Annotated in this window: 11 protein-coding genes and 1 pseudogene; 8 read left to right on the top strand and 4 right to left on the bottom strand. The window is 65.4% G+C overall.

What is annotated here, in order from left to right:
- The first annotated feature begins 112 nt into the window (after window positions 1-112).
- On the top strand, window positions 113-1,237 hold the full coding sequence (locus QZ656_RS16470; RefSeq protein ID WP_291994408.1) for a chemotaxis response regulator protein-glutamate methylesterase: 1,125 nt from the start codon (window positions 113-115) through the stop codon (window positions 1,235-1,237).
- A gap of 140 nt (window positions 1,238-1,377) precedes the next feature.
- Complete coding sequence (locus QZ656_RS16465; RefSeq protein WP_291994407.1) at window positions 1,378-2,961, top strand: gamma-glutamyltransferase; 1,584 nt, start codon at window positions 1,378-1,380, stop codon at window positions 2,959-2,961.
- 87 nt (window positions 2,962-3,048) lie between these two features.
- Here the strand turns inward: QZ656_RS16465 and QZ656_RS16460 are convergent, their stop codons facing one another.
- Entirely contained in the window at window positions 3,049-4,830 is a 1,782-nt protein-coding gene (locus QZ656_RS16460) for a DUF1302 family protein (protein WP_291994406.1), read from the bottom strand.
- Entirely contained in the window at window positions 4,823-5,644 is an 822-nt protein-coding gene (locus tag QZ656_RS16455) for an ABC transporter ATP-binding protein (RefSeq protein WP_291994405.1), read from the bottom strand. Before QZ656_RS16455 ends, QZ656_RS16460 begins: the two co-directional genes overlap by 8 nt.
- 64 nt (window positions 5,645-5,708) lie before the next feature.
- Here QZ656_RS16455 and QZ656_RS16450 point away from each other — a divergent pair, with 64 nt between their 5' ends.
- The 6 genes from QZ656_RS16450 (at window position 5,709) to QZ656_RS16425 (ending at window position 15,019) form a co-directional block, all read left to right on the top strand.
- Window positions 5,709-6,500: an outer membrane lipoprotein-sorting protein gene (locus QZ656_RS16450; protein ID WP_291994404.1), complete on the top strand. Its 792-nt coding sequence runs from the start codon at window positions 5,709-5,711 to the stop codon at window positions 6,498-6,500.
- A gap of 99 nt (window positions 6,501-6,599) precedes the next feature.
- Complete coding sequence (locus QZ656_RS16445; RefSeq protein ID WP_291994403.1) at window positions 6,600-7,391, top strand: PEP-CTERM/exosortase system-associated acyltransferase; 792 nt, start codon at window positions 6,600-6,602, stop codon at window positions 7,389-7,391.
- A gap of 78 nt (window positions 7,392-7,469) precedes the next feature.
- Entirely contained in the window at window positions 7,470-9,677 is a 2,208-nt protein-coding gene (locus QZ656_RS16440; protein ID WP_291994402.1) for an HDOD domain-containing protein, read from the top strand.
- Between the two features lie 37 nt (window positions 9,678-9,714).
- The gene (locus QZ656_RS16435) at window positions 9,715-11,913 is read left to right on the top strand and encodes an EAL domain-containing protein (protein WP_291994401.1); all 2,199 of its coding nucleotides are present in this window, start codon (window positions 9,715-9,717) and stop codon (window positions 11,911-11,913) included.
- Between the two features lie 70 nt (window positions 11,914-11,983).
- Window positions 11,984-14,350, top strand: coding sequence for an SEC-C metal-binding domain-containing protein (locus tag QZ656_RS16430; protein WP_291994400.1), 2,367 nt, complete (start codon window positions 11,984-11,986; stop codon window positions 14,348-14,350).
- Window positions 14,351-14,782: 432 nt separating this feature from the next.
- On the top strand, window positions 14,783-15,019 hold the full coding sequence (locus tag QZ656_RS16425; RefSeq protein WP_291994399.1) for a hypothetical protein: 237 nt from the start codon (window positions 14,783-14,785) through the stop codon (window positions 15,017-15,019).
- A gap of 410 nt (window positions 15,020-15,429) precedes the next feature.
- Here the strand turns inward: QZ656_RS16425 and QZ656_RS16420 are convergent, their stop codons facing one another.
- Window positions 15,430-16,434 (bottom strand): DUF4325 domain-containing protein, encoded by a 1,005-nt coding sequence (locus QZ656_RS16420; RefSeq protein ID WP_291994398.1) that lies wholly within the window; start codon window positions 16,432-16,434, stop codon window positions 15,430-15,432.
- Window positions 16,435-16,507: 73 nt separating this feature from the next.
- A pseudogene (locus QZ656_RS16415) lies at window positions 16,508-16,612 on the bottom strand (IS1595 family transposase); the annotation flags it as partial.
- Window positions 16,613-16,798: the final 186 nt, after the last annotated feature.

The following is a 16,798-nucleotide window of genomic DNA, read 5'->3' as shown; positions in this document are numbered from 1 at the left end:
GCGCTGGCCAGGCAAGCAATCGGCACTGCGCAGGAAGCTCCCGGCAGGCTACACTTCCACATTCCCCCGTTGCCAGGCCCGGCTACGCGCAAGCTTGCCAAACGACACGCCGATGAGTGAACGCCGCATCAAGCTGATGGTCGCCGATGATTCGACGCGCTATCGACAGTTTGTGACGCAGGCGCTGGCCAGCGACCCGGCGATCGACGTCACGGCGATTACCTGCGACGCCTTGCTGACCATCGCTCAGATGCGCAAGTGCTGGCCGGACGTGCTGTTGCTCGACATCGAGACGCCGCGCATGGACGGCCTGGCCTTCGTGCGCCGCGTGCTGGCCGAACGCCAAACGCCGATCGTGATCTGTTCGTCGCCGGCGAATCTGCGCTCGCCAGCGACCCTGGCGGCGCTCGCCGCCGGCGCCGTCAGCGTCGTCGGCAGGCCTGGCGACGGCCCGCCTGCAGCGCTCGAACGCTCTGCCGCCGAGCTGGCGCGCACGCTGCACGCCGCCGCTGCACCGCCGCGCCGCCAGGCGTCGCCGGCAGCGCCGACAGCCGAGCGCCTGCGCGCCAAGTACTCGGCCGACGTGATGCTCGCCGCCGCTCGCCCCGGCGCGGTGGTGCAGCGCAGCGAACAGATCGTTGCCATCGGCACGTCAGCGGGCGGCACGCAGGCGCTGGAAGTCGTTCTCACGCAGCTGCCGAGCACCTGTCACGGCCTGGTGATCGTCCAGCACATGCCCGAGCGCTTTACCGCGATGCTCGCTCAGCGCCTCGACGAGCTGTGCCAGATCGACGTCCGCGAGGCCAGCGATGGCGATCGCGTTCGCCCCGGCCTGGCCTTGATCGCGCCCGGCGGCAAGCACCTGCTGCTCAAACGCAGCGGCACGCACTATCAGGTCGAAGTCGCCGACGGCCCGCTGGTCAGCCGCCACAAACCGTCGGTCGATGTGCTCTTCCGCTCGGTGGCCCGGTTTGCCGGCGGCAATGCGCTGGGCATCATCATGACCGGCATGGGCGACGATGGCGCGTGCGGACTTCGCGAAATGCGCGACGCCGGCGCGCGCACGATCGCCCAGGACGAAGCCAGCTGTGTGGTCTTCGGCATGCCCAAGGAAGCGATCAAGCTTGACGCCGCCGAGCGCATCGTCGGCCTGCAGCAAATCGCCGGCGCCATCGTCGCCTTCGGCCGGCTCGGCGCCACGCCGGGAGTTTCGGGACGCCTTCCGGATAGCGGCTGAAGAGCCGCCACGGCGAGCGCGCAAACTGTCTGCGGCTTCCGCCTGCAGCTTCCCGTTCGCCAGCGCTTGGCGTATGCTCCGCGAATTGCCGCGCGCGTCGGCGCGTATCCTTGTTTTGCTGTTCTATCGATGATCCGGAAATGACTTCCCAGCTACCCAAATCGCGCATTCGAGGCGTCATCGCGGCGTCCGAACCGCATACGGCCGAAGCCGGAGCACAGGTTTTGCGGCAAGGCGGTAACGCCGTCGACGCGATGGTCGCCGCCAAGCTGGCGGCGACTGTCACCGAACTGCCGCTGACCTCGCTCGGTGGCGGTGGCGCCTGCGTCTGGGGCAATGCCGACGACGGCTACCAGGTCCTCGATTTTTTTGCGGCGACGCCGGGTCTCGGCGTCGCCAGCCGCGCCGCGCTTGACTTCGCGCCGGTAACCGTCGATTTCGGTCAGACCACACAGGTCTTCCACGTCGGCAAAGGCGCCGCGGCAGTTCCCGGCGAGCTGCTCGGCCTGCTCGAACTGCACCGTCGCGGTGGTCGAGTTGCGCTGCACAAACTCGTCGCGCCGGCGGTGGCCCTGGCGCGCGACGGCTTCGTGGTCAGCGAACAGATCGCGACGATCATCGCCCTGGTGGCGCCGATCGCCCGCCGTTCGCCGGCCGTCGAGCGGCTGTTCTTCCCCAAGGGCGTGCAGCCGCAGGCCGGCGACCGCCTGGCCAACCCCGATCTTGGCGACTTCCTGCAGGCGCTGGGCGAAGGCGATCCGGCGACCCAGGTCGCGCGTTATTGGGCGTCGCTGGTCGAGCACTTTGGTCCGGCACACGGCGGCCTGATCACCGCGCAGGACGTCGCCGCGTACGCGCCGGTAGTCCGCGAACCGCTGCGCGTCGGTATCGGCCCGTACACCGTGCTGACCAACCCGCCGCCGTCGGCCGGCGGTGGCCTGATCGGCGCCGGCCTGCGAATCGCCGAGCACCTCGGTATCGGCGAAGAGCAGTTCCTGTCCGGCGAACACCAGCTGGCGATGGCGGCGCTGCTGGCAACGGTATCGGATATCCGCCAGTCGGGCTACGACCAGCGACTGCACGCCGACCCCGATTCGATTCGCGAACTGGTCGCCGGCGACGGCATCCCGGCCTGGATCGAACGCGCGCGCGCGCTGCTCAGCGAGAATCGTCTCGGCGCCACGACGCACATCTCGGTGATCGACGCCGACCGCATGGCGGTGGCGATGACCACCAGCAACGGCGAAGGTTGCGGCCAGGCACTGCCGGGGCTGGGAATCCAGGTCAACAACTTCCTCGGCGAGGACGACATCAACCCGGCGGGCTTTCATCAACTGCCGCCCGGAACGCGGCTGAGCACCATGATGTCGCCGACCATCGTCGTCGCCGGTGACCGCCCGTGCTTCGCGCTCGGCAGCGGCGGTTCGAACCGCATTCGCAGCGCCATCCTGCAGGCGCTGCTCAATCTCCTGGCCTATCACCGGCCGCTCGACGAGGCGGTGAACGCCTCCCGTCTGCACGTCGAAGGCGGCAAGCTGTGGTTCGAGAGCAGCGGCCTCGACGCCAAGGTCATCGCGGCCCTGGAAAAAGCCTGGCCGGATTGCACGCGATTTGAGCAGCCGAGCCTCTTCTTCGGTGGCGTCAATTGCGTCGCTTACGGCCATGACCATCCGTATGGCGCTGGCGACCGGCGCCGTGGCGGCGTCGTCGTCGTCGCCCAATAAGCCCAGGGTGCACCAGCGCTTGCACGGCGGCCAGGTGCGCGGCGCGGCGCTACTGATGGCGGCCGGAGTGTGGGCTGGCAGCGCGCTTCAGAAGCTGTAGCGGAGCTCCGAATAGACGCGGTCGCTATTGTCGTAGCGACCAAAGAATCCCAGCGGCGGCCCGTTGAAGACATCAACGCCGACCGCCAGCGCCCAGTTCTTCTCGAAGTTCCAGTTCACCCGCGGGCGCAACATCCAGTCGCTGCTATCGTTGATGCTGGCGATCCACAACGCCTGCAGCTCGATCTTGCCGCTCAGCTTGTGGCTCACCAGCAGGCTGTAGCCGTACTCGTTGGCCGCCGGAATGATATCCGGGTCATGGTCGTAGAAATGGCTCTGGAAGATCTGGGTGTTGATGCGCGTATCGGCGAACTGCGTGAAGTCCAGACCGAGCACCCAGGTCAGCGTGTTCTGCGGGACGACGCCGTTCGGGTCGGTGAAGTTTGTGACCTGATATTGCAGGCCGCGCGTATAGACCGCCTCGCCCTTGAGGACCACCGAACCGAGGTCCTTGGCCAGGGTAGTACCGAACTGCTTGATGCGGTCGTGTTGTGCCTGGTAGACCACCGTCGGCTGCGCCCCTCCGATGATCTGCCGATAGAAGGTTGGTGCGACGCTCATGCTGCTGTAGGCAAAGGCCGCCACGTCCCAACCGTTCTGCAGGACCGACATGCGCAGGCCATAGTTGGTGTTGGCCAGGCTACGCGAAGGCAGCTCCTCGTTGAGAAAGGTCGTCGTGAAACCAGGCGGGGGCGGCAGCGTATAGGCGAAGAACTGCCCGCCCGGCTTGCCGATGTTGTCGTAGCTGGCAACCGGAATCCAGATCGCTTCGGCGTGGAAATCACCCTTGAAATATTCGGCCCTGGCAGCCCACTGCGGGATCCGCAGGATGTCGAATTCCGGCAGAACGAAATGCCGCATGTCCTTCGCCGAAACGACGTCGCCAAACAGCAGGCCGACCATTTCGCCCCAGATGATGTGCTGCCGGCCCAGGCGGAAATCCCAGTCGCCGGCGCCGATGTCGAGGTAGTTCTCGCGCAGCATGAAATTCAGCGTCTGGTTGTCGTTCACCGCCTGCGGGTAGAAGTCGCTCATCGGATAAACGGCGTCGAAGTCGACGCGCGCACCGAGTTTCCATTTGATCCCGCCGCCGAGATCACCATGCCCGCTGAGGTCGGCGCGCATCATCGCCTGCGACCAATGCGATGGCTTGGGCGTGGTATAGGCCATGATGTTCTCGACAAAGCCGCTGATCCGCGCCGGGCGTTCCGTCGGCGCCAGCGCGGCGACCTGCCGCTGCGGCGAATCGACGTCACCGAACAGCGAGTCGCGACTCGCTGGCGCGGCCGGCGCGCTGGCCGGCGGCTCATCGGCAAACAGCGATTCCCGACTCGCTGGCGCGGCCGGCGCACTGGCCGGCGGCTCATCGGCAAACAGCGACTCCCGGCTCGCTGGCGCGGCCGGCGCGCTGGCCGGCGGCTCATCGGCAAACAGCGATTCCCGACTCGCTGGCGCGGCCGGCGCACTGGCCGGCGGCTCATCGGCGAACAGCGATTCCCGACTCGCTGGCGCGGCCGGCGCACTGGCCGGCGGCTCATCGGCAAACAGCGACTCCCGGCTCGCTGGCGCGGCCGGCGCGCTGGCCGGCGGCTCATCGGCAAACAAGGACTCCCGGCTCAGCGGCAGGTCGGCATCGGCCTTGGCGGCCAGCAACGTCGGCGCGGCGTGTGCAAGACCCGGGACAGCCGGGCTTTCGGCAGAGTCGGCCAGCGCCGACCATGGCAGCGCCGCCAGGACGAGCGCGAGATACGTGCAGGATGGTCTAGTCATCGGTCTTCTCATGATCGGCATTACTGTTTTCCCCGGCTGCAGCAGACGCCTCGCTGGGCGCGCTGGTCGGTGATTCGCTGCCGCTGGCTTCGGGCGGTCGATGCCGCGCGACCGACCATCGGGACTGCGAGCGGACGCCGAGCAAGGCGATCTCGCCGTCCTCGACGCGCACCAGTCGGTCGGCCTTGGCGATCACCCGCTTGTCGTGCGTCGAAAAGATGAAGGTCGTTTTCAGCGCGCGGTTGATCTTCTTCATCAGCAGAAGAATTTCCTCGCCGGTCTTGTGATCAAGGTTGGCCGTCGGTTCGTCGGCCAGGACGATGGCCGGTTTGATCACCAGCGCCCGGGCAATCGCTACCCGCTGCCGCTGCCCGCCGCTCAATTGGTTGGGACGATGACTGGCGTATTTCGCCAGGCCGACGATGTCGAGGAAGTAGTCCACGCGCCTTTTCCGATCGGCAGCGCTCATTTCCTTGCGTTGCAGCAGCGGATACTCGACGTTTTCGGCGGCGGACAAGACCGGCAAGAGATTGAAGGTCTGGAAAATGAAACCGATCGTGCGGGCGCGCAGATCGGCAAGTTGATCGGGCGTCCGACCGCTGACGTCGCGATCGTTGATGAAAATCTTGCCGCTGGTCGGCGTATCGATACAGCCGATCAGGTTCAGCAGGGTGGTCTTGCCACTGCCCGACGGACCGGCAATCGCCAGGAAGACACCCCGGTCAAAGGCCAGGGTAATGTCTTTGAGAGCTTGGACTTTCTGGTCGCCGAGCAGATAATCCTTGCAAACGTGTTCGATGCGGACAACGCTCATTCGGTGGCACTTCCTGCCAACCGCCTAAACGATCAGCACACGGGGGGTAAAAATTTTGGAAAGCATGACGATCCGCCATGGTGGTGTCAAGGCTCGCTTGACTCTTCTCGCTGCGCTCTTCTTTGCCGCGGCCGCGCCAGCGAGCGCGGCCGACACCATTCAGGCCGATACGGCGGGCGCCGAGGCGCAAGCACGGCTGATCGTCGAGAAGGCCGACCTGGTTCGCTTTCCCGCTGACGGCTTTCAGGTCGACGTAACGATCACCACGACCGGCGGCGACCCGGGCAGCGAAGTGCGCAAGTATCGCGTGCTCTCCAAGGGCAACACCAACAGCGTCGTGATGGTCGTCGAGCCAGCCTCCGAGCGTGGCCAGATCCTCTTGATGAGAGGCCGCGACCTGTGGGTATTCATGCCCGACGTGTCACAGCCGATTCGCCTCGCGTTATCGCAAAGGCTGACCGGCCAGGTCGCCAACGGCGATCTGGCGCGCGCCAACTTCGCCGCCGACTACAACCCGAAGCTGCTGCGCAGCGAAAAAATCGCCGGCGACGACTACCAGGTCCTCGAATTGACGGCAGCCGACCGCGGCGTGACGTATCAACGGGTCATCTACTGGGTTCGCGAGAAGGACTCCTGGCCGCACCGGGCCGAGTTCTATTCGCTCTCCAATCGCCTGCTGAAGACCTGCAAGTACGAAGACTTCAGGAACATGGAAGGCCGCAAGCGGCCCACCCGACTGGTCATGGAAGACGCGCTGCGCGGCGGCGAACAGTCGGTGATGGAATACGGCAACATGCGCCTACGCGACCTACCGGACAAGGTCTTCACCAAGGACTATCTCAAGAAGCTCGATTAAGGCCACTGTCGCCGGCAATGCCGGCGGCACTTCGTAGTACCATGCACAGCTTATTTCGGCAGCGCGCCGGACAGCACGCAATCAGCACAAGGGCGGCGAATGTTTCTTTCGAATCTGACCGAACTGACGATGAGCCAGGGCTATCGGCGCTTCTTCAAGGTCGTCCCGGCGCTGTCCGACGAGCTACGTGCCGAGAACTACCGCATTCGGCACGAAGTGTACTGCCGCGAACTGGCCTACGAGTCGCTGCGACCGGAAGGTCTCGAGGCCGACGCCTACGACGAACGCTCGGTGCACTGCCTGGTGCAATCGGTGTCGACCGGACTGTTCGTCGGCTGTGCTCGCCTGGTGCTGGTCGATCCGGCAAATCCCACGGAGTCGCTGCTACCCGTCGAGATTTCCTGCGCCGCGACGATCGACCGCTCGATCGTCGATCCGCTGGCACTCGACCGCGGCCGCATCGCCGAAATTTCGCGCCTGGCAGTGGTCGGCAGTTATCGCCGTCGGCAAGGCGAACAGAACCAGCCAATTTCGATCTCGGAAGAGGACTTCGGAACTCCCAAAAGGCCACGCCAGCCTTATCTGGCGCTGGCCGTCTACCTGTGCCTGATCGCTCTCGCGCGCCACTACCGCATCAGCACGCTGTTCGTCCTGACCGAGCCGCGACTGGCGGCAAACCTGTCGCGTCTCGGCGTGCGCGTCGAACAGATCGGCGGCGCCATCGAGCATCGCGGCACCCGCGTTCCATCGATGCTGTCAGTGGACGAAATCATCGGCGGCATGAATTTTGTCGTCCGCGCACTCTTCGAGGTTGTCTCGCGCGAGGTCAGGGACGGCATCGAAGCCGCCGGACCGGCAGCCGTCCGGGCCAGCCACCCCCCTTTCGTCTAGCAACGCCGGCCGCCATGCACGCTCGATTCGTTTCATCCATCAGCGCCAGCAAGGTAGTCAGCAGCCTCCTCGACGGTCATGCTTAGCCTGCCGGAGCCGATCCGGCACGCCATCGAGTCGGGACGCGCGCCGTCGCCGCCGCAAGTACTGCTACGGCTCCTGCAGATGGTCGACGACGACAGCACGACGATGGCCAGACTGGCGGCGCTCGTCGAGCAGGATGCGGGCTTGTGCACGCGCGTGCTGACCGCCGCCAACTCGCCGGCCATTCGCCGCGGCACGGCGTTTCGCAATATCGAAAGCTGCCTGATCGCCCTCGGCACCCGGCTGGTTCGTTCGATTGCCACCTGCCTGTCGGTACAGAGCCTGTTCGACGAACGAACGAGCAGCCGCTCGGTCGATCTGGCGGCGTTCTGGACGCACTCCCTGCTGGTCGCCGAATTGTCGCGCAGTGTCGCCAGCAGCGCCGGCCAGCCGCGTCCCGACGAAGCCTACCTGGCCGGCCTGCTGCACGACGTCGGCGAGCTGATCCTGCTCTCGGCACTTGGCGAACCCTATCTGCAACTGCTGGCCGCCTGCCCTGGTGAAAGCGAACTATCGGACCGGGAAAGCGCGCAGTTCGGTGTGCACCACGGCCAGATCGGCACCTGGCTGGCCGATCAGTGGCAGCTCGATTCGTCGTTCGCCGACGGCATCCTGTTCCACCACGTGCCGGCCGAGCAGATCGTCAGCGCGGCGCCGCTGCCGCAAGCGGTCTGGCTGGCGCACGCGCTGGCTTCATCTTCGCCGGCGCCGGCGGCGATCGAGGAACTCGAACGAGTTGCCGTACAGATGTTCGGCGAGCGCCATGGCCAATCGCTGAGCAGCTTGCGCGATGCCGCCGCGCAGCGCATGCAGGTCTTTGCCGAAGCGCTCGGCATCGCGCCGCCAGCAAGTGCCGGCGACGGCAGCTCGAGCGGCCTACCACGCGTGCTCGGCCTTGTTGGCCAGCACAGCAGCGGCGCCAGCGACGGCGACGCGCACAGCCAGATGGCGACGATGATCGGCGACAAAGCGCTGCTTCAGCCCTTGCAGCAAGACCTGTGCACGCTCGAGACCGACGCCGAATTGCTGCTCTCGCTGCGCGAGTCGGCACGCATCCTGTTTGACCTGAACCACGTCGCCTTTCTGCTCTGCGCGCCCGATGGCCGCCTGACGGGACAAGGAATTGCCGGCCAGCCAGCGCTTTTCGCGCAAGTCAGCATCGTCCCCGAAGCGCCGCGCAGCCTCGCTGCCGCCGCCGCACTCGGCGGCAGCATCACTTCGTCTTACGAGCCGGCGCCGGCAGCCGCGCCGTCGCTGATCGACATCCAGTTTGCCCGCGCGCTGGCGAGCAGCGGTCTGCTGTGTATTCCGATGCCTGGCCGCAGCCGCAGCATCGGCGTCATCGTCGTCGGGCTGAGCGCCGGCCAGCACCAGCGCCTCGCTCGCCGCCGGCCCGGCCTGAGCAACTTCGGACGGCTTGCCGGCGTCTCGCTGGAAAGTTGGGGCGACGCGCAGAACGTTCGCCAGGAGAACGAAGCCGCCACTCTGGCGCACTTCACACACCACAGCCGGCGCGCCGTCCACGAGGCCGGCAACCCGCTGACGATCATCAAGGGCTACCTGAAAATTCTCGACGCCAAACTGCCTCACGACGCGGGCGTGCACCACGAACTGAGCATCCTGGGCGAAGAAATCGAGCGCGTCGCCAAGATCGTGCGGCGGCTCAGCGAGGTGCCGGCAAGCGGCGTCGGCGAAGCGCTGGTCGACGTCAGCGAACTGCTTCGCGAACTGCTGCTGCTTTACCGCCAGACGCTCTTTGATTCGCGAGGGATTGCCGTCGAGACGAGCTTGCCGGGGCAGCCGATTCGCGTCGCCTGCGATCGCGACAGTCTCAAGCAAATCGTCCTCAATCTGTGGAAGAACGCCTCCGAGGCCTTGTCGCGCGGCGAGCGCTGCAAGCTGTCGCTGACCGCCGACATCCTGCACCAGGGTCAGCGCTTCGCCGAACTGAAAATCGAGGACAACGGCCCGGGCATGAGCGAAGCGGCGATGGCAGCGCTGCACCAGCCCGCGCAGCGGCAACTCGGTGCCGAGCGCGCGGCGCGCGGCATGGGCCTGGCGATCGTCGGCACGCTCGCGCAGCGCCTGCAAATCCCGCTCAGTTGCCGCAGCAAGGCGGGTCACGGGACAATGATCGCGCTGCTCTTGCCGACCCCCGAGCGCGCCGAACAGCGCCGCGACCACGACAGCAAACACCACTGAAAACAATCGCATCGCCGGACACTTGTCAGGAGTCAGGATGAAGGCCATACCGAACGTCGATTTTTCACCACCGGCCCGACCAGCGCAGCAGGCCAGCAAGGTTCTGATCGTCGACGATGAGGAAAGGATCAGATCGGCCTACCGGCAACTGCTGGCCGCCGACGGACGCCATATCGACGACTGCGGCAGCGGCATCGAAGCGCTCCGCCGTCTCGAACAGCGCGACGTCGACATTCTGATCCTCGACCTCACTCTCCCCGACCTGCACGGCCTTGAGGTCATGGAATGGATGGTGCACAAGCACATCCCGACGGCGGTGATCGTCTTCAGCGCCGACGAATCGATCGACTCGGCGATCCGCGCGCTGCGCCATGGCGCTTTCGAGTTCGTCCGCAAGAATGGCGATCCGCAGCAGCTCATCGACACCGTAGACCGCGTCCAGCGTCGCCGCCAGCTCGAACGCGAACACACGCTGATGACCGTCCGCCTCGAACAATCGGAACGTCTGCACCGCTTTCTCGTGGAGCGGTCGCCGGACATCATCTACACACTCGACTGCACTGGCCATTTCATCTTCATCAACAGCCGCGTCGAAGCGCTGCTCGGCTACGCGCGCGATGAACTGCACGGCAAGCACTACTCGTTGATCGTCCATCCCGATGACCTGGAACGTGCCCGCTTTGCCTTCAACGAACGGCGGATCGGCGATCGGGCGAGCACCAACGTCGAAATCCGGCTGCAGACCAGGACCCAGGGCGTCCGCCATTTCGAGAACCAGACGATCGTCACCATCCTCACCTCACAAGGCATCTACGCGGCCACCGAAGAGCCCTCGACGCCACACTTCATGGGCACCTCGGGCGTCGCCCGCGACATCACCGACCGCAAGAAGGCCGAAGAGATAATCGCCTTCCAGGCCTTTCACGACCTCCTCACCGGGCTGCCCAACCGCGTCCTCTTCAAGGACCGGCTAGGCATCGCGCTGACGCAGGCGACGCGCAACGGCCAGCGGCTCGGCGTGATGTTCATCGACCTCGATCGCTTCAAGCTGGTCAATGACACCTACGGCCATCACGAGGGTGACGAGCTGCTCAAGTGTTTCGCCCAGCGTGCCCGTGCCTGCCTGCGTGCCGGCGACACGCTGGCTCGCCAGGGCGGCGACGAATTCACCGTCCTGTTACCCGACCTGAGCAGCGGCGACGACGCGGCGATCATTGCCGGCAAGATCCTCGGCGAGCTCAAACGGCCGTTCAAGATCGCCGGCGTGGATTTCCATACGACCATCAGCGTCGGCATCTCGCTGTTCCCGGAAGACGGTGATACGCCGGAAATTCTCCTGCGCAACGCCGACATCGCGATGTACCAGATCAAGGGGCGTGGCAAGAACGGTTATTTGCAGTTCTCGCCCGAAATGAACAGCGAGCACAGCCTGCGCGTGACGCTCGAGAGCGATCTGCGGCAGGCGCTGGCCAGCGGCGATCAGTTCGAGCTGTACTATCAGCCGCAGGTCAGCCACCGGCAGCGGCGGACGGTCGGCATGGAAGCGCTGCTGCGCTGGCACCACCCACGGCACGGGCTGCTACTGCCCGACGCCTTCATCCCTCTCGCCGAAGAAAGCGGATTGATCGTCGAGCTCGGCGACTGGGTCCTCGAACACGCGCTGCAACAGCTGGCCGAATGGCGCCGCAAGGGCTTCACCAGCCTGCAACTGGCGATCAACGTGTCGCCCAAGGAGTTCGACCGTAGCGACCTGCCCGAACGCCTGCTGCAGCGTCTCGAGGCGCACGCCGTGCCGGCCGACGCACTCGACGTCGAGATCACCGAGAACCTGCTGATGAAGGACGCCGAGAAGAACATCAACATCGTCACGCAACTGCGCAACGGCGGGCTGCGCGTGTCGATCGACGACTTCGGCACGCGCTACTCGTCGCTCAATTATCTACGGCGCTTTCCGATCAACAGCATCAAGATCGACCAGTCCTTCGTTCGCGACCTCAACCCGCACAACGACAGCTCGACGGCGATCATTCACGCCATTTCGTGCATCGCCCGCAGCTTCGGCTTGCGGGTCCTTGCCGAGGGCGTCGAAAGCGAAACCCAGCGGCAGCTGCTCAGCGGCCTGGCGTGCGACGACATGCAGGGCTTCCTGTTCAGCCGGCCGCTGCCGGCCGACGAATTCGAGACTTTCCTGCGCAGCAGCGATTTTCCCTGCCACGGGCACGCCAGCCCAGCATAGATAGCCACACGCAGGCGACGCGGCGTTCGCCGCCTGCGATCCCGCCTACTCAATCGAGGAGAAACAGCCTTTGGAACATCCCTGCCTGGTGCGCGCGCCAGCCCTGCGCGACGACGTCATCATGGTCGAATGGGCGCTCCGCTACTACGCCGATCTGCCACGCCACTCGCCACTGCGCGAGCGCATCGTCGCCGCGTGGTTTGACGATACAGCACTGGCGCAGTGGCTCGCTGGCGACGACCTGGAGACCATCGGTCTCCTGCTCCGTTATCTTCCCGAGCAAAGCTTCGCCCACTTCACCGCGACGATCGCCGAGCTTTACGGCGGCTGGCCGTCGTCGCTGGCCAACGCCGCCGCGCGAGTCCTGGCGCGCTGCGCTCCGGAGCTGGCGGCGCAAAGCTTCGCGCGAATCCTGCAGAGTCCCGAGCGATGCGTCAGCGAATACGCGCTCGGCATTCTTGAAAACCTCGATCAACTGCCGCCGACGGCCGCGCTGCCGCTCGCCGAGAAGCTGCTGCCGCTGGCCTGGCGCAAGGACCACCAGCTCGCCGCGGTGGCACGTCCGGCGGCTTTCGCCGTGGCGCTCAGGCTGCAGCAGACGCCGGCCTTGCCACGTCTGTTCGACGCCTTGTGCACGGCAAGGGAAAACCGTCTCGACGGCGAAATCAACGCCGCCGCGACGGCTCTTTTCGGTCACGACGCCTTCACCGACGTCTACTTTGCGCAGCGCAGCGCTTATGACAACGCCGCGTTCTTCAGCGACCTGGCGCCCTTGTTCGAAGACGACGCGCCGCTCGCCGCCATGGACGAAGTGCTGCGTGCGACCCCCGCACTGCCGCAGGCACTTCGTCTGCTGGACGACTGCCACGGCCGCTCGCCGGAGTCGGCGGCAGCATGGACGATGATCCAGGAAAGCGACGCTTACCAGAAGCAGCAGCTGCCCGAGCCGCTGACCGCTCTGCTGCTGGCGGCGGTCGCCTGCGCTTTCGAGCGCAAGACGCTGGACACGGCGACGATGACGATCGCCGACAGCGTCGATCTGCTGGCGCTAGAAGTGTCTACCAACATCCACCGCCAACAACTGCTGGCGCACTTGCGCCGCTTGCCACGCCAGCAAGTCGCCGCGGCGCTGTCCTTGCAGCTGACGAGCAGCGGCGATTCCTGGGCCAGCGTCACCCTGGCCAAGACCATGGGCGAGCTCGCCTGGGACGAATTCACGGCGCCGCTGTTGGCGCGCCTCGACGACAGCAACGGCGACATGCTGTGTGAGGCCGCCAGTGACTCCTTGAAGGCCATCGGCGAAGCCGCGCGCGATGCCTTGATCGAGCAATGGGAAACGCTCGACCACTGCCAGCGGATTTATGGGGGATCGGTTCTGGTAGCGATCGGCGGCCAGGCGGTCGCCGATTTCACGCTGCGCCATAGCGAGCAGCTGCTGCACGACGATATCGCTCGTATCGGCGCGCTGACCTCGACCGCACCCGACCCGCGCCTGCTCGAACTGCTGCGCGCCGAGCTGACGCTGCAGCAGCCCGCGATCAACAAGGCGTATTACTGCCTCGCTCGCCTGCTCGACGCGACCAGCCCCGAACTGAGCGACTTACGCGTGCAGATCATGCAGCGACGCGCAAAGCAGCAGCAGTCGCGCGCGCGCTTCGACAGTGCCTTCGGCCTCTTGCCGGCAGCGCCCAACAGCCTGGAGCTGACGCTGCGCTGCCCGGCCTGCGGTCGCAGCGGTCTCTATGACGTCAAGGGCGTTGTCGTCGGCGAGGCCAGCGAGCCGCTGATGCTGGCCGACGAACTGGCGTGCGTGGCCTGCGGCGAAGCCAGCGAACTCGAGTTCGGGCCGGAAGCAAAAATGGCGATCGTTGCCCAAACGATGCTGCTCGAGGTGGCCAGCACGGGTGCGGCCAGGACGACCAGCACGTGCTTGATCGTCGACAAGATCGAGTCGCCCGACGGCCGGCGCGAAACGATCCCGAAGGCCTACGCCCGCCTGCAGGAAAAAGTCCAGCGTGATCCGCTCGACTGGCGATCATGGTTTCGCCTTGGCAAGGTCCTGCGCCATATCAGCAGGCCGCGCGCGGCGCTGGCGGCGCTGCAACAAGCGCATGCGCAAAACCCGCTAGCGCTCGACGCGATCCTCATCCTGGCCGAGGTTCTGGTTGATGGCGGACGGCAGGACGAGGCCTTCCAGCTGTTGAACAAGGCCCGCCCCGACAGCGGCCGCTGGCACATCATCTCGACGCGGCCCGAGCAAACGCGCGGCGACTTCGCGGCGTTCTACCGCGAGCTGCAACAGCAACTCGGCCATGAAGATCCCCCGGCGGCTGCCGCGCCGAGCGTCCAGCACGATGCCAGCGAAGCCAAAGTCGGACGCAACGACCCCTGCCCTTGCGGCAGCGGCAAGAAATTCAAGAAATGCTGCATGCCTTGAGCACGCTGCACGCGGCGTGCCGGTTGAAGGAGGCGCAGGCGACACTGGACGAGCCAAAAAACCACCTGCCGCGTGCAACGCCTGCGCGAGCGACCCCTCCCACCCCCACCGTCATTGCGAGGAGGCGCAGCCGACGCGGCAATCCAGTGCCGGCCTGCCAGGAAACGAAAACGCAAGTCATCGTTTCTTCGCGAGCGCCCGGCCCCGCCCGCGCTTGCGAGGCTCACGGCCTCTCCGCCGCCTCGACCACGACAAACCGCTGGATTGCCGCGTCGGCTACGCCTCCTCGCAATGACGTGTTCGCGGCTGTCGTGCCGTGCCTCGACGCCGTGTGGCTAGCTGCCTTGAGCCACACAGCGGCTGCCGTTTCACGGTATCGCCAACGCACCCCGGCGGGATCCTCAAGGCCTCAACGACCGCGCCGAAAACATCATGGCGCGGATCGTCTTTTTCGACCTCGAGTCCAAACCCATCGATAAAGAGCTGAGCGCCGCCGACCAGCGCTGGCACCTGCGGGACATCGAGAAAGACATCCACTATTTCGGGAAAAGCTACCGACACGCCGACCTGCAGCTAGACATCGCCGGCCTTGACGTGCTGCACGCGGCGTGCCGGGTGAAGGAGGCGCTGGCGGCGCTGCAGAAGCCGAAAGAACCGCCCGCCGCCTGAAACCCCTGCGCGAGCGACCCCTCCCACACCCACCGTCATTGCGAGGAGGCGCAGCCGACGCGGCAATCCAGTGCCAGCCTCCGAGGAAACAAGAACGCAAGGCATCGTTTCTTTGCAAGAGCCCTGCCCGCGCCCGCGCTTGCGAGGCCCAGAAAGATACCCGCGCCGACGACCGGCCAACGCCCTGCCCGCGCCCGCGCTTGCGAGGCTCACGACCTCTCCGCCGCCTCGACAACAGCCAAACCGCTGGACTGCCGCGTCGGCTACGCCTCCTCGCAATGACGTGTGCGCGGCTGTCGTGCCGTGCCTCGACGCCGTGTGGCTAGCTGCCTTGAGCCACACAGCGGCTGCCGTTTCACGCTGTCCAGAGCGCACCCCGGCGGGGTCTCAAGGCCTGGCAGGTCACGCCGCTATGATTTGCTGGTGGCGCGTGAAATCATTTCCCGCACATGCTCGGTCATGTTGATGGGGATCAGCACCAGGCCGGGGTGTGACGAGGCAAATACCCGGAAGATCTCGTCAGCGAACGCCTGCCCGATGGCCTCCACGGCAGTGAAGTCGAGGACTACGGTCTTGAACTTGTCGAAACGCTGCGCCAGGCGCCGCGCCTGCGACCGTGAGACGAGCTTTTCGCCCTCGTGCTGTGCCAGGCGAACCGGAACGACGGTCTTCGCGAAGCTGTACTCGTCAGGCTCGGCAAACTGATCAAAGATCTCCTTTGTCGTGCGCTTGCTGTCGTTTGCCAATTCCATGGTCACAAAGGTTCCTGGTGAGTCGTCATCGACGTCAATCAGCCAGTCGTCGCGATCCGAGTCGTGAGAAAAGAACAGGTTTCGCGACAAGATGGAAAAACGATCAAACACGCGTGAGGTAAAGAACACCCCTTCTCCGCTGTGCCTCTCCGGGTCGGTCGTCAACTTCCCCTTGGCCAGTTCCAGGATAGCCTCCCGAGGATCATAAAAGCCCAACAGCCGCTGTAAGCGATGGAAAATCCCTTCGCCGTCGTCAGACACGCGAATCGTCGTCGTCAGCGCCGTTCTTTGCAGGCGCACAATTACTTCAGACCCTTCCGAGTGATCGACGGCGTTGTTCACCATTTCCGTGACGCCATAGCGACAGATGTCGACCACGTTCTCGGGCAAGTCCGCCAACAAGGGCGCGACATCTTCTTGCCACACTCGAAATTCGTCTATCCCCTCGCGCGGCCGCGCCTTGCTCACCGACAGGATCGGCACTAAAGCGTAGCAGCGCCCCCGCCCGCGACCGCTGCCCTCGATGAGTTGCGCATCCGCCAGCCGGCGAAGGCGTGCCGCGATGGTCTGTCGCGACAAGCCAAGCCGCCCAGCGGCGGCACTGGCCACATGTGGTTCACCCGAAGCGATGATCTTGAGGATCAATTTGTCGACGATGTCCATGGAGAATTTTTGTAAAGCGGCGGAAAGATAAATGTAAAGTCATGGAGTGGAAATGTAAAGGCGCTGACAGAGCACGCCGCGCGACGACGGAAGGCTGATGAATACACCCGGCATCGGTGAGCGCGCTGAAACAGGCCAGCCCATCGGAACAACCGGTACTGCCCACGGCCAGGTTCGTGCTGGTCGCGCGGCGTGTCGATACGCCGTGCGGCTGCACGCTCGGCGATTGTTTTTGGGCGCTCCCGGGCTACAATCGCCAACGCTCCCGTGCGTGGCGCGGAGGACGCCCACATGCCTCGCCACCGCCGCCAGACCTTGGCGCCTCCGTCGAGATTTTCCACGACGGGGCCGATGAACGCTATTC

Source organism: Candidatus Accumulibacter sp. ACC003 (assembly GCF_907163085.1).
In the GTDB taxonomy this organism is placed as follows: domain Bacteria; phylum Pseudomonadota; class Gammaproteobacteria; order Burkholderiales; family Rhodocyclaceae; genus Accumulibacter.
Note: the sequence above shows the minus strand (reverse complement) of the source record. Positions and strands in the feature narration are given on the sequence as shown.

Bases quoted from the DNA above. Each gene is read 5' to 3' on its own strand.
- QZ656_RS16440 (WP_291994402.1), top strand. From the start codon at position 7,470: ATGCTTAGCCTGCCGGAGCCGATCCGGCACGCCATCGAGTCGGGACGC.
- QZ656_RS16465 (WP_291994407.1), top strand. From the start codon at position 1,378: ATGACTTCCCAGCTACCCAAATCGCGCATTCGAGGCGTCATCGCGGCG.
- QZ656_RS16470 (WP_291994408.1), top strand. From the start codon at position 113: ATGAGTGAACGCCGCATCAAGCTGATGGTCGCCGATGATTCGACGCGC.
- QZ656_RS16455 (WP_291994405.1), bottom strand. From the start codon at position 5,644: ATGAGCGTTGTCCGCATCGAACACGTTTGCAAGGATTATCTGCTCGGC.
- QZ656_RS16460 (WP_291994406.1), bottom strand. From the start codon at position 4,830: ATGACTAGACCATCCTGCACGTATCTCGCGCTCGTCCTGGCGGCGCTG.
- QZ656_RS16435 (WP_291994401.1), top strand. From the start codon at position 9,715: ATGAAGGCCATACCGAACGTCGATTTTTCACCACCGGCCCGACCAGCG.
- QZ656_RS16425 (WP_291994399.1), top strand. From the start codon at position 14,783: ATGGCGCGGATCGTCTTTTTCGACCTCGAGTCCAAACCCATCGATAAA.
- QZ656_RS16445 (WP_291994403.1), top strand. From the start codon at position 6,600: ATGTTTCTTTCGAATCTGACCGAACTGACGATGAGCCAGGGCTATCGG.
- QZ656_RS16420 (WP_291994398.1), bottom strand. From the start codon at position 16,434: ATGGACATCGTCGACAAATTGATCCTCAAGATCATCGCTTCGGGTGAA.
- QZ656_RS16450 (WP_291994404.1), top strand. From the start codon at position 5,709: ATGACGATCCGCCATGGTGGTGTCAAGGCTCGCTTGACTCTTCTCGCT.